The sequence below is a fragment of the Thainema salinarum CENA647 genome, from assembly GCF_057732415.1.
Window position 1 is genome coordinate 1,117,418 of the sequence record NZ_JBYJZJ010000022.1, and the last position, 12,831, is coordinate 1,130,248.

General features: G+C 49.1%; 12 protein-coding genes and 1 pseudogene. 6 read left to right on the forward strand and 7 right to left on the reverse strand.

From position 1 onward, the window contains the following. Positions 1-358: 358 nt before the first annotated feature. Positions 359-1,000: a YqiA/YcfP family alpha/beta fold hydrolase gene (locus tag AC286M_RS11680; RefSeq protein WP_488204559.1), complete on the forward strand. Its 642-nt coding sequence runs from the start codon at positions 359-361 to the stop codon at positions 998-1,000. A gap of 23 nt (positions 1,001-1,023) precedes the next feature. Here the strand turns inward: AC286M_RS11680 and AC286M_RS11685 are convergent, their stop codons facing one another. The 6 genes from AC286M_RS11685 to AC286M_RS11710 form a co-directional block, all read right to left on the reverse strand. Continuing rightward, complete coding sequence (locus AC286M_RS11685; protein ID WP_488204560.1) at positions 1,024-1,482, reverse strand: hypothetical protein; 459 nt, start codon at positions 1,480-1,482, stop codon at positions 1,024-1,026. 36 nt (positions 1,483-1,518) lie between these two features. Beyond that, positions 1,519-2,181: a GNAT family N-acetyltransferase gene (locus tag AC286M_RS11690; protein ID WP_488204561.1), complete on the reverse strand. Its 663-nt coding sequence runs from the start codon at positions 2,179-2,181 to the stop codon at positions 1,519-1,521. A gap of 828 nt (positions 2,182-3,009) precedes the next feature. Beyond that, positions 3,010-3,345: a YdhR family protein gene (locus AC286M_RS11695; RefSeq protein ID WP_488204562.1), complete on the reverse strand. Its 336-nt coding sequence runs from the start codon at positions 3,343-3,345 to the stop codon at positions 3,010-3,012. Between the two features lie 27 nt (positions 3,346-3,372). Then, on the reverse strand, positions 3,373-3,882 hold the full coding sequence (locus AC286M_RS11700; RefSeq protein WP_488204563.1) for an ureidoglycolate lyase: 510 nt from the start codon (positions 3,880-3,882) through the stop codon (positions 3,373-3,375). A gap of 88 nt (positions 3,883-3,970) precedes the next feature. After that, the gene (locus AC286M_RS11705) at positions 3,971-5,110 is read right to left on the reverse strand and encodes a protein kinase domain-containing protein (RefSeq protein WP_488204564.1); all 1,140 of its coding nucleotides are present in this window, start codon (positions 5,108-5,110) and stop codon (positions 3,971-3,973) included. Positions 5,111-5,549: 439 nt separating this feature from the next. Continuing rightward, positions 5,550-6,524, reverse strand: a complete 975-nt coding sequence (locus AC286M_RS11710) for a cation diffusion facilitator family transporter (RefSeq protein WP_488204565.1) — start codon at positions 6,522-6,524, stop codon at positions 5,550-5,552. A 509-nt stretch (positions 6,525-7,033) separates the two neighbouring features. Here AC286M_RS11710 and AC286M_RS11715 point away from each other — a divergent pair. Beyond that, positions 7,034-7,228 carry a hypothetical protein gene (locus tag AC286M_RS11715; protein ID WP_488204566.1) on the forward strand — a complete coding sequence of 65 codons (195 nt, stop codon included), beginning with the start codon at positions 7,034-7,036 and terminating at the stop codon, positions 7,226-7,228. 75 nt (positions 7,229-7,303) lie between these two features. After that, the gene (locus AC286M_RS11720; protein ID WP_488204567.1) at positions 7,304-8,503 is read left to right on the forward strand and encodes a pentapeptide repeat-containing protein; all 1,200 of its coding nucleotides are present in this window, start codon (positions 7,304-7,306) and stop codon (positions 8,501-8,503) included. A gap of 384 nt (positions 8,504-8,887) precedes the next feature. Here the strand turns inward: AC286M_RS11720 and AC286M_RS11725 are convergent, their stop codons facing one another. Beyond that, complete coding sequence (locus tag AC286M_RS11725) at positions 8,888-9,523, reverse strand: peroxiredoxin (RefSeq protein WP_488204568.1); 636 nt, start codon at positions 9,521-9,523, stop codon at positions 8,888-8,890. A 496-nt stretch (positions 9,524-10,019) separates the two neighbouring features. Here AC286M_RS11725 and AC286M_RS11730 point away from each other — a divergent pair, with 496 nt between their 5' ends. The 3 genes and pseudogenes from AC286M_RS11730 (at position 10,020) to AC286M_RS11740 (ending at position 12,796) form a co-directional block, all read left to right on the forward strand. Then, entirely contained in the window at positions 10,020-10,310 is a 291-nt protein-coding gene (locus tag AC286M_RS11730; protein WP_488204569.1) for a hypothetical protein, read from the forward strand. Between the two features lie 80 nt (positions 10,311-10,390). Continuing rightward, positions 10,391-11,830 (forward strand): annotated as a pseudogene (locus AC286M_RS11735) (phospholipid carrier-dependent glycosyltransferase). Positions 11,831-12,112: 282 nt separating this feature from the next. Continuing rightward, on the forward strand, positions 12,113-12,796 hold the full coding sequence (locus AC286M_RS11740) for a hypothetical protein (RefSeq protein WP_488204570.1): 684 nt from the start codon (positions 12,113-12,115) through the stop codon (positions 12,794-12,796). The last annotated feature ends 35 nt before the right edge of the window (positions 12,797-12,831 follow it).

Sequence of the window (12,831 nt, forward strand, 5' to 3'; positions counted from 1 at the left end):
AACCTGTTTGCAAAAACTAATCTTCGGGTTCTATCACCAGGTTCTATTTGATCCCGACTGATACTGAATCCGACTCAAAAGAACCCAAATTGCTTTTATCTTTGTGAACGTTAGAGATAGCCTAACGTTCACAAAGATAAAAACTGGTTTCTTGAGTGGATTCGTATGATTTGCATCGGCAAGATTTCTCAGTCTTGCAGTTCTGGGTTAAGTTTGCACTAAGACGACAATGTGCGCAGTGATCCCAATCTTAAAAGACAGGTGCCCCCCAACTTAGCATTCGCTGATACAACAACCTGCGTTATTCTGAAGCTTAATTCTCCTGCTGTCACCGTTCTGCTGGGATATTTATCGCGGCATGGATATCTATTTTTATCTCCACGGCTTTGCATCCAGCCCTCAATCTCAGAAGGCACAGTTTCTCAAGGCTTGCTTTCAGCAGCATCAAATTGAGCTGCAGATTCCCGACTTGAATCAGCCGAGCTTTCTTGACCTGACGCTAACGCGGCAAATTGAACAGGCTAAACAGATACTTGCTCCGCTAGCAGACCAAGCTGTAACGCTAATTGGCTCAAGCTTTGGTGGTTTGACGGCGGCTTGGGTGGCGGAACAGTGCCCCCAAGTGCAGCGACTCATTTTGTTAGCTCCAGCATTCGATTTTTTATCTCATTGGACACCCAAATTGGGGTCGCAACAAATGCGGCAGTGGCGTCAAGCTGGGCAGATAGAGGTTTATCATCACGGTTTTCAAACGACTCAGCCATTGCGCTACGATTTCATCAAAGACGCTATGCAGTACGACGAGGAGGATTTACAGCGATCGCTACCGACGCTGCTCCTGCATGGTCGTCAAGATGACGTAATTCCTATCCGATCCAGTCGCGATCATGCAGCGGCGCGATCTTGGATCCAACTGATTGAACTGGAGGGCGATCACGGTCTGGTTTGCGATCGCACTGCCATTTGGGATGCCATACAAGCCTTCTGCCAATTATGCTAAGCGGGTCGCGCTACAGCACCACACTACACCTTGGCCTTTAGATTCAGCTTATTCGGCGGACGACGCGCCATGCGGATTGTGCGGGGCAATACACCAACCAATAGAGCAAAGGCATCGTCTGTAACCTGCTCAATGGTCGAGTAGCCAAAGTAATTTTCGAACTGAATGAGCAACATTTGCGCTCGTTTCAAAGCCGTTGACTCATCGGTAAACTGCTGCGTCAGCTTAATCCACTGGCGGCGAATTAAAAATGCTTCTTGCCGCTCCTGGTGGGACTGGGGCTTCAACATCGAAATATCACCTACGGGTACAACCTGCTGGCAGTCTTGGTCAAAGGGCCCACCAACCGCTGCGCCTGGGCCAGCAAATTCAGCATAAAACGGCTTAATGATAATTAGACCATTTCGCCGCCGCCGATCGACCATCAGCAGTTCTCCCTGCTTCAGTTGCTGAAGAATTTCGGTTGGAGTGTCAATAGGCATGGGATTCAATGCAACTAATGGATGATCACTCTAGCGCTAAGACAACAGTTTTTTCTGTAGCAACAGCCGCTCTGGCTGACCCAATAACCAGGAACCCAATCCAGAATCGACTGCGTGATGCCGATAGTCTAGCTTGCGATATAGACTTCTGGCTTTCACATTGGTTTCTAATACATGCAGATAAATAAACCGAAAGCGCCAGGTACGAGCCATCTGCTCACACTGCTGCAACAGAGCCTGGGCAACACCCTGACGTCGATATCCCGCCCGCACCGCCAGGTTTGAAATGTAGAGACTATCAGATGGTTGGATCTGCCAAGGATAGGTTTGCTTCAAAGCGATTTCAACGGTGCCTAAAATTAGGCCCGAGGAGGAGGAGGGGGCAACAGCGGTATTGCTCACAGGCGTATCATTCAAAGCATGAGCAGCATGAGTGGCGACTAAACAGGCATAGTACGGCTTCTGCGATCGCAGTCGTCCCCGCAAATCTTCACGAATGCCAAAATACAGTAGCGGATATAGCCACCGAGTCATGCCATCAAATGGGGTATAGAAGCTAGAAATGAGCAAATCGGTGAGTGCATCAACATCCTGCCGTCGAGCCTGCTGGATGTGATACGGCATTTCATTAGGAGGCAAATTAGGATGCGAAATTTCTGAAGTAGACTCTGCCAAATTAATCGCTAGCTCACGAAACATTCGTTGATTACGCTAATTACTCTTACTGAAAGTAAAACGTTTTGTAACAATCGAGCTGAATAAGGACTGAATCAAGCTCAACTAACGGGAACCCAGTCAACAAATCTCAACAATCCTACTATAGCGTCATGACTCAGTCATGCTGTTAGCGGTTCGTCATCAGATAAATCAATCTTGTCGCGAGCAATTTGTCAGATGATCGCTCAATCGTCGCTAAATCTGTTCCTGGAATACAATCTAGAGCTTTGGCTTTTTTAACATACCGAGTATTTTGTATTTGTAATACTTATATTTTTAGCCAGTCGATGTAATTTGCTAAACGCTGAAAAGTCTTCTGTTGCAAGGCTCACAGGATTTCTTTGTAAAATCAAAGCGTGAATTCACTTAAATTAACATCCGAAATTTAGGATGGGAAATTTTGAATTGCGTATATGTGTGGACGCCGAAATGGATGAGATAAGCGATTATAGTAATACATCTGGAGAACGCACTCAGAGGCGCACAGCATTAAGGGGGCAATTTAATCGCTGTTGTGCTTCTGGCTAGGAAAGCGTCCTTACAGTGAGACTGCCTGATCCTGGGGGCTTTTAGGGATCAGGCTATTTTCTTTTTAAACCTATCTCTACGGCTTCCCCGATGATGCAGTGGGTGGCGAGGATGAGCTATAGCGCTGTCACATTGGTTTGAACATTGGGAAGTTCTGAAAACGCTCAAGCGCTCGAACGTTCAAACGGTTGAGTGCTTAAATGTCGATCACTGATGTGTCTCAACTAAAATAGGCGATCGCTATAGCTGTAACTGAACTATCTTCGCTTAAGCGCTAAAACCCTAAGGCTCAGTGGGCAGGGGCGAATGGGTGAGGCGACTTTTCGCTTCGTCAACGGCAAACACTTTAACCTGCATGTCTTCCACACCAGGTAACTGCTTGAGACTCGTAAAGATTGGGCCATCCAAATAGGCTTGGGCACTAGTAGCATCTTCGAAAATGTAGATACCGCCTAGCTCCGATGTTTCAGCGTTATAAATCCAGGTTTTCCAGCATAGACCCGCCACATGTGCGATCGCATGTGCCCGCTCCATTGCCGCCTGCTGATCCGCTGGGTTAGACGCAGTGGGATGGCGAAAGTTGACTTGTAGCAACGTGAATTTAGTGGAGTGGGTCATGATGAGTGATAACGATGGACGGTGGGATTAAGGTTGAATCTCGAACTCTAGGTGATGTGTCGTCACCAAATTGCAAGTTTGATGATCCACGATGTTTGTGTCGCTAAGTTCTAGGTTGTAAAAATCAACCGTATCGGCCTCAAAATAAGGGCCAGCGTGCCAGGTGCCAACTTCCAGCTTGATGAAGCAGTTCCCAGGTATCCGGAATGCCCGAAGTTGCTCTAGATCCGGCTGGGCCATTTCTCCCGATGGTGGGGCGACCGCAATATACCAGGTTTGTCCAGCTAGCGATCCAAGACACTGGGTACAGCGCTGATGGCGGGTAATCGTATGGAATCTCAGTCCCCGCTGATGCAGCCGCATGATGTAAAAGCGGGGTATACCCTGACTCAGTTCAAGCTGGGCATCTTCCTCCCCATAAGTTGTGCCGTCTTCAGAAGGGAAAATGACCTGACCAAACGGTTGGAAATTGCTGGCTGTAATTTCTTGGGCTGCAAGCTGACGGGTGACGTGCGATCGCGAAGCAGAATCAACCATGATTATGCAAAGCCTTGGTTCAAAACAAGCTGAGTATTGTCTGCACGGCACTGTGCAGCACTAATTGGCTAACGTTCAGCGACGATCCCTACATCGGCATCGTCGGATAAGCAAATGAACTACGGGAACGGCGCTTTTCTCGTTCTTGTAACCGCGATCGCCAACTGCGGATCTGAGCTGCTGCCCGTTGGGTCGGGGTATGATAACCATTCGCGACACCGCGTCCTCCACCTCCCATTGACGGAACCTCGTCAGCATAGATTTGGCTAGCAGCCACACGATTAGCTAGTGTCGGATGGGGTAGCGTATGCATACACTGAGAAAGCTGATCTAGATGAGATTCTAAATCTAGGGCACGCAGAATTTCATCGACTCGCTGATAGCGCTCAGATAGAGATACCTTCATCATCTTGTCGAGAATAGCCGCAAAGTGAGGCGTCACGCTAGCGAGTGAATGCCAGTCGATTTCGCCAGTTTCTGCGTCGTATTCAAACTCTAGCGGCGTTTTGCCCGTAAGCAGATAGAGACAGGTAACACCCAACGCGTAAATGTCACTGGCAAATGTTGGTCGCAGTGCCACCTGCTCTGGGGGCGCAAAGCCAACCGTGCCGATGAATTGAGTCGAAGCTGCTTTAGACAGTTCCATTTCAGCCGTATTTAGCTGATCTTTCACAGCCCCAAAATCGATCAGCACCAGCCGCCCATCATCCCGACAGCGAATGATATTGGGTGGCTTAATATCGCGATGAATCACGCCTCGGTTGTGGATGTATTGCAAAACGGGTAGAAGTTCACGCAGAAACTGCTTGACGGCTGTTTCTGAAAACAGGCCAGAGCGACGAACTTCACGAGTGAGAGTTGTGCCGCGAACGTAGTCTTGAACTAGGTAGAACTCATCGTCAATGGTGAAATAATCGAGCAGCAGCGGAATTTGAGAATGATTTCCCACCTGACTGAGGGTCTTCGCTTCCTGCCAAAATCGCCGTTTGGCTCGCTCAAGTGCGATCGGAGTACTGACTTTTGGACAAAGCTGCTTAACAACGCAAAGGGGTGCAGAGGGGAGCGTTGCATCTCGAGCTAAAAACGTGACGCCAAATCCACCGCGACCTAATATTCGTAAAATTTGATAACGATTATGAAGCAGAGTTTCAGAACCACACAAATGCGCTAGCTTGGAGTCTTTCAAAGCCTGGTGCATATTTGGCAGAGATGGGGTGGAGCTATCCATAGGGGTGGAAGGGCGACAAGTTAGTCTTTGCTTTATACAAACTTTACTACATCCTTATATGAAACTGGCTGCGTGAAACCGCCGGATCATCCAGACTTCAGGCAGTAGCTTCACATTTTGTGAACCTATTCCCAACTTAGACGAAGTGCTGCATTCAATCTGTTGCATGCTTGGCTTAAGGATTACAGTCATTATGCATAGTGACTCGAATCGCTGTACTGATACGGATCACAAGTACGGACACAGGGACTATCACAAAACCTGTCATGACCGTCATTCATACTGAACAGATATTGAATCGACCAGTGAATCAGCCAGCGGTAAAGTGGCAATTGGCGAGGTTGAATGGCTTATTCTGCCCGCTTTTCACGAGTTTCTCCTCACTAAATCGGGAGGCATATTAGAGTCCTGCTTCTTCCCCTACCTCTCGTTACCCTACTTATTGATTGTAGAAAACATCGTCATAATTATCATCATCCTGAAAGTCAGGCATAACAGTTGTGGCCGATGGATCGGTGATTCTGCGATCGCGATTAATGCCAATGCGAACACATCCTGGCCCATAGCGTTGCCGAATAACAGCTTCGATCCGCTCTGCAATGTTACGGACAACTGACATAAAGTCAGGATGAACATCAACATGCAGCTCTACGTAGATGTGTCGACCGACCACCCCCTGCGATTTTAAACAGCGGCAGCGGGTAATGCCTTCATACTGGCTGACTAACTGATTAATCACATCGGGTGCGATCGCAGTTTGCTGAACAAACAGCGGTATCTGCTGGCTCAAAACCTGCCAGAAGCTCTGTATTGCCGCAAGTAGCAAAATAATCGTTAGCGGTGGGTCAATCCAGTTCCATCCAGCGGCGACAGCGGCCAAACCTGCCACGCTGGCAAACATCAACCAGGCATCGGATAGAACATGATTGGCATTCAGCCGCAGCGCTTCACTGTGCAAAACTCTAGCCTCATGGCGCTCAAATAGCGCGAGGCAGATAGTCACAACCGCAACAACTAGAACTAGCTGAACCAGCGGCCAAGACGCATCCACTGACCATAACTGTTGGGACGCTTGAGCAGAGTTTAGCAGAACCAAGATTCGCTGGATTGCCCCAATCAGCAAGCTAATGCCGACATAGCCAAGAATCGCGACCAATAGCAGCGTACCGAAGACCTCAGCACGACTGTAGCCCAGTACAACCCGCCCTGATGTGCGTTGAGGAAACGCAACAGCAATCAGGCTGAGAATGATGCTAAATATATCAATAGTTGTATGCAGCGCATCTGCGAGCAGCACAAACGAGCGAGCCGACCAGCCTGCCCAGAGCTTGATCATGACCATTAAGATGGTGATCCAGAGAGCAGCCAGTAAGACAAAATAGCTGGCTCGATATTGACCCTGTACCTCATTCATAGCCCAAAGGCTACCATGTGAGGAGTATCTGACCTGAGGGGATTGACCCCTCTTTTGGGTTCTATTGCTGATTTTTCTTTGAGAAAACTAAATTTATTGAATTGATGATTGCTAATCACTGGAGTGTCGGCCAGGTGGTCGCTCAATCTTTAGACCGTTCCGGCAACGTGCAGGTATTACAGCGACTAAGAAGATGTAGCTGACTGATTGCGTTAGCCGTATGAACGCTATCTGGGCTGTTTGCTTAAGGTTTCAATAGAGTTGCAAGAAATTTAAATGCAGAAAGGGCACCGACGACTGGCCGTGTTTCGTCTCGGTGCCCTCACTGGTTCGCTCCTCACACACAACAATAATATATGCCATCTTTTTGCGTTTGTCACCCCCTATTACAAAAAATGTTGGTTGGCGTGTGTCAGGGAATCGGCTGATCGAATGATTTGCTGGGTGGATAAAGTTCTTAGCATTTGTTCATAGAGAGAAATATGCAGAACGCACAGAGATAATCATTCATGATCCGACCCGATCGCAAGCAGCAAATCCAGAATCATATTAATTTGACGGCCAATATCAAGATGGGGTACGAGAATGATACTAAGTTCGTGACGCCTAGCTCATCGAGCTGGCAGTCTTTGGCGTCGTCTTCAGCGTCATCTCCACCGACAAAGCAGCGGGTAATGGAGCATGTTAAACGCACGATGGGTTAAGTTGCTCTATCGTTTTTCAGTCTGCGCGATCGCATCCAGTACAATCGGGTGCGATCGCGCTCATAGGTTTATGTGATGAAATGGCTTTTTGCCTTAACAATTTCCGGTTTGATGGCTGGTGGGCTAGCTACAGCGGTGCAGGCCGCTAATCCTGACCACGTCCGCCAGTTTTTACGCACCAATGCCTGTGAAGGCTGTGATTTAAGCGGTGTTGATTTTTCGGGATTCGATTTCACGGGGGCTAATTTGAGTGAGGCGAATCTCAGTGGTGCCCGCTTTGTCCGGACTGATTTAACGCGTGCCAATTTTAGCGGGGCTGACTTGAGTCAGGTGGTCTTGACGGGAGCCAATTTGCGGGGGGCGATTTTAGCCGGAGCCGATTTAACCGATGCATACAGTTTAGATATCTGCTCAACGCCGGGATTTGCTCAGGTCAATTCCAGTGATCCAACCAGTTGCCTAACGTTTACACTGCTGTCCGTTTTAGGCACTGATTTATGCGATCCGTCCTACGAGTTAGAGGATTTGCTAGGGGAAGATCAGTTCGCTGCTTTTTGCGAGTCAGAAACAGAGCAGTATGAGTTTCAGCGAGCGCTGATTGATCAATTTGCTTTTTTCGAGCCGCTTAATCTGCAGGCCGCAGATTTGACGAATGCCAATTTAACCAATGCGTCTTTGCCAGGGGCTGATCTGCGATATGCCACATTCATGGGAACGCAAATGACGGGGGTGGATTTAACCAATGCGTTTCTGATCGATGCTGAACTGGAAGACTCGGCGGTAGACTCGCTGCAGACCGCACTTGTAACGAAGGCTGATGTGCGATCGCGCATGCAGGGAATTCTGCAACAGCAGCAGGAAGCTGCTCGCCAAGCTGAAGGGAGACAGTATCTGGGTACAGTGAATCGGGCGCAGCAGGCATACTATCTGGAAAATAACGAATTTGCTGATAGCCTAGAGGCGCTGATGGTTAGCATTCCGGGTGAAACTGAAAATTACCGATTTTCAGTCGTACCGCAATCGGATGCAGCCAGAAGTGTAGTTGCGATCGCGCAGGCCAAAATCGAAGGACTGAACAGCTATTCAGGAGCCGTCTTTTTAGTTGATTTACCTAGCTCTACTGGTTCAGGTGGGCCGGAACAAACTACCGTCGCGGTTTTATGTGAGACAGAAGAACCGTCTATGACTCCACCTGGCCCGCCGGAGCTTGATGCCGCTGGTGACAATTTTGCAACTGCAATTGCCTGTCCCGCTGGTTCTCGTCAAGTTCAATAAAGGGCGGGGCTTAATCTGAAGCCGGAATGATGTGGAGCAGCGCTCCACATCATTCCGGCTAAAAATCCAGCACTATCCAATTAACGCTTGATTATGCAAAGCCCCACGCCACTCTGGCGCGGGGCTTTACTATCGATCTTTCTCGTTTAGCAATGAGTTCACTATTGTAGCCATAGTCATATTGGTTAGAACCTTTTGTGGCGCGGCTTTGCCGCACTACAAAAACGTCCGTGTCCTAACAGAGCTGACTCCAGCATGTGATCGGAATTATGTGATCGGAAATCCGCTGATCGACCCCAATTTCTTTTCTGTGCGAGTCAAGACATCGCCTGACTTTCACAGAAGACAGTGCGGGTTCTTTCTTGGCGGATCGGGTGTGAACTATTACTTGTTAGGTTGAGGTGTCATCCGCAGGTAGGGCTTCACTTCAGTTACCCCTTTCGGGAACTTCTGCTTGGCTTCGTCGGTTGGAATAGTGGGGACAACAACGCAGTCGTCTCCATCTTTCCAGTTAGCGGGAGTAGCAACACTATAGTTATCAGTCAGTTGCAGCGCATCAATCACCCGCAGAATTTCATCAAAGTTCCGTCCAGTTGCAGGTGGATAGGTCAGAGAAAGACGCAGTTTCTTCTGAGGATCAACGATGAAGACCGACCGCACCGTCACTTTCGCGTTGGCGTTAGGGTGAATCATCTCATACAGGTCAGACACCTTCTTGTCAGCGTCAGCCAAGATGGGATAGTTGATTGGGGTGCCTTGAGTTTCCTCAATATCCTTAATCCAGCCCATGTGAGAGTCAACATCGTCAACGCTGAGTGCAATGACCTTAACGTTGCGCTTATCAAATTCTGGCTTCAGCTTGGCAACCATACCGAGTTCGGTGGTGCAAACTGGCGTATAGTCTGCGGGGTGGGAGAATAGCACAACCCAGCTATCTCCAATCCACTCATGGAAGGAAATTTTACCTTCACTTGACTCTTGTTCAAAATCTGGGACGACATCCCCTAGTAACAGCGACATAACACAATTCCCCGTTTAAACATCACAACAAAATTCAGTTGTCTTTCAATCCTGCCATAAAACCCCGGTTTTCCGGTCGGAGTTTAGATCTTTTTACGGTTGTTCTTCAGCAACTGTGCGATCGCACCTCAGCCGCAACCCGATCAATGCCCTGTCAGAAAAGGGTTCTCAGCATCTTCGCTTGGTCAGAAGGCACTGAGTAGCAGGATGAATTAATCTCCATCTTGAAACCGGGGATTTAATCTAACCTGAGAAGCGGATTAGTTTTATGAGAAACGGATTAATTTCACCGTTGTCTGTATCCTGCTCTTGTACCCCTCTCTGAGAGCTGCTGGAAAACAAACCCAAAGTGAACGTTATTGTATGAGATCGCAATTGTATGAGATTGCATCTAACGATAAGACAAACCCTGAGATTTCCTTAAGCTCTTAGGAGGAATTGCCCAAGCTGAGTTTGGATTAACATGATTAGTTGACTGTACTAGATTACTTGGTTTATGCTGCCGCTTATTCATCAGGTTGCGAATGGCTTATTTGACGGCTTACGCGCCATTTTGGGGCCGATGGGATTTGTTGTTGGGACTGGACTGATTGGCCTGATGGCGTGGAATTTGCTTTCCGTGACTCGCGATACGGTTGCGATCGCAAAGCAAATGCACGAAATCCCTTGCCCAAACTGCCAGTATTATACGGGGGATCATCGCCTCAAGTGCCCCGTCCATCCCACCAAGGCCGCCTCTGAACAAGCGATTCACTGTCAGGATTATCAACCACTGCCGAGGATTTAGGCGTGCTGTCCACCAAGCTCCATCGCTGGGCAATTCCGTGGTTCGGGGTGGCATTACTCGGTATATGGCTGATGGCGCTGATGCTGCGCTTTTGGGGATTGGGTCGCTTCAACGACCTGGTGTTTGACGAAATTTATTTTGCCAAATTTGCTCATCATTATCTGACACAAACGCCCTTTTTTGATGCCCATCCGCCGCTGGGCAAATATCTAATTGCGATCGCAATTTGGTTAGGCCAGTATTTTCCCGGTATTGAGCAGGCTCCGTCCCATGATTTAGCTGGATTCACGCTCACGCCGATCAGCTATCGCTGGCTGAATGCCCTGAGCGGCTCGTTCATTCCGCTAATCGTGGCTGGTATCGCCTATCAGTTAAATGCTCACGCGCCCAATCGTCAGCTCTACAGCGTTGTCGCAGGTGGGCTAGCCACTCTAGATGGCCTACTGCTGGTGGAGTCGCGCTATGCCTTGTTAAATGTCTATCTCCTTTTATTTGGCCTGTTCAGCCACTGGTGCATGTTGCGATCGCTAACGGTTCAGCAATCCAACCGATGGCTTTGGCAAGTGGCGACTGGAGTTAGCCTGGGATGTGCGATCGCAGTCAAGTGGAACGGCTTAGGATTTTGGCTTGGTCTAGTCGTGCTGTGGTCATTTGCCAAACTCAGCCACTGGTTGCGCTCAGAAGATTCTCCCGTCCAGCGCTCTATCTTGCCTCGATTAGGGGACTATTCGGCTCACGCCGTCGCTGTGTACTGGATTGCGCTGCCAATTATCATGTACAGCTTGCTCTGGATTCCCCACTTGCAGTTCAACCCACGTAGCTTTTGGCTGCTGCATCAGGAAATGCTGGGCTACCACCAGCGAGTCGGCGGCGGCAGCGAAACTCATCCGTACTGCTCGACCTGGTTTACTTGGCCGCTGATGCTGCGTCCCGTCGCCTATTTCTACCAGTCGTTTACCGCTGGCGAATCAGTGCCAACTTGGGCAGAGGGGCTTGACTTAAACTCAGCCATCCTGCAGTCCCCGAATATCGTCCGTACGATTGCCTTTGATGTCCATGCGATAGGCAACCCGCTGCTGTGGTGGTTTTCAACCGTGGCGATGCTGCTGATTAGTCTCCAACTGGTGCTTCGACTGGGCCAAATTTTTGGTCGCTGGCTGATGATGATGCCACGGGTAAACTATCCGATTGGCTTTTTCGGTACCGGCATTAACAGCATCACCACGTGAACCAGTGGATATTTATTGGTTAACTACATGGCCAACTGGCTACCTTGGGCTTTGGTTAGCCGCTGTCTCTTTCTCTACCACTATATGGCGGCTGCCATTTTCGCGCTGTTGGCCATTTCAGAGGTGATCACGCGCTGGCTATTGAGCCGCTATCAGGCTCGCCGGCTGGCTGGCCTAGTGTTAATCGTGGGAGTTGCGATCGCATTTTTATTCTGGCTTCCCCTCTATCTCGGCTTACCCCTATCACCAGACGCCCTCCAACAGCGCTGGTGGCTCAAATCCTGGATCTAGTACGGCAAACTTTAAGTTGATTATGAACAGGCCACCCCAGCGGGGTGGCCTGTTCATAATCAACCCTGTTCATGATCAACTTAGTTTACTAGCTATTCAATAGAGCTATAGAGCTATAGATTTACAAAATACACTGATGCTGCTGCAGATTGAAAAGAGTTCGATATACTGGCAAGCACAAATTTCTAGCACGATCTCAAACTCCGCTTGCAGATCGTCGCCTCTTCCAGCCAACCCACATTCAGTCGAAACTTACGATACGGCCAAAGGCCAGCGCTTACTATGAGAATCAATTCAGCCGTTGTTTTTACTTTCATTTTGCTCTCTCTCATGATTGGAGCCGGAGTTGTTAGTTCAGCATGGGGCTATCGGCTTGGTCGCGAAGCGCTAAAAGGCATTACCCAACCGGATACACGCCCGACCAACAACATGGCGCGACGGAACAGTAACGGTGAAGGAACCCTCGTTTTCTTAAAAGAAAGTGACATTTTGGCCGAAGTTCAAGCCCGCATGGAAGGCAGGACTGGCCCAATTACGGCTCAGCGCCAGCAGCAGGCTCAACAGCAGCAGCAAGCCGCAGCTCCAGTCGCAGCAGATGAGAGCGCTCCGGCTAATTCCGATCAGTTCCCTATCAAAGCGGAAGACCGAGGCGTTACCTTTGAGGTTCAGGATGTGCGGCGGCAGGGAGCCACGCTCATTCTCGATGTCAAAATGCAGAATACAGGCGTGGAACCCTTTGAATTCCTGTATAGCTTCATGAACGTCACCGACGAAAACGGCCAGTCTCTCAGCGTCAGTACTGAAGGGTTGCCGACTGAAATTGAACCTGAAAGCCCTGTCTTTGCTGGTGAGGTGCGCGTTCCTGCCGACCTCTTGCAAACGTCCAAGTCTTTATCACTCACGCTGACCGACTATCCCGATCAACGACTACGCCTACAGCTCGACAACATTCCAGTTGCGCAATAGCCATTCACCCTGTTAGCCCAACCTACGATAATTTT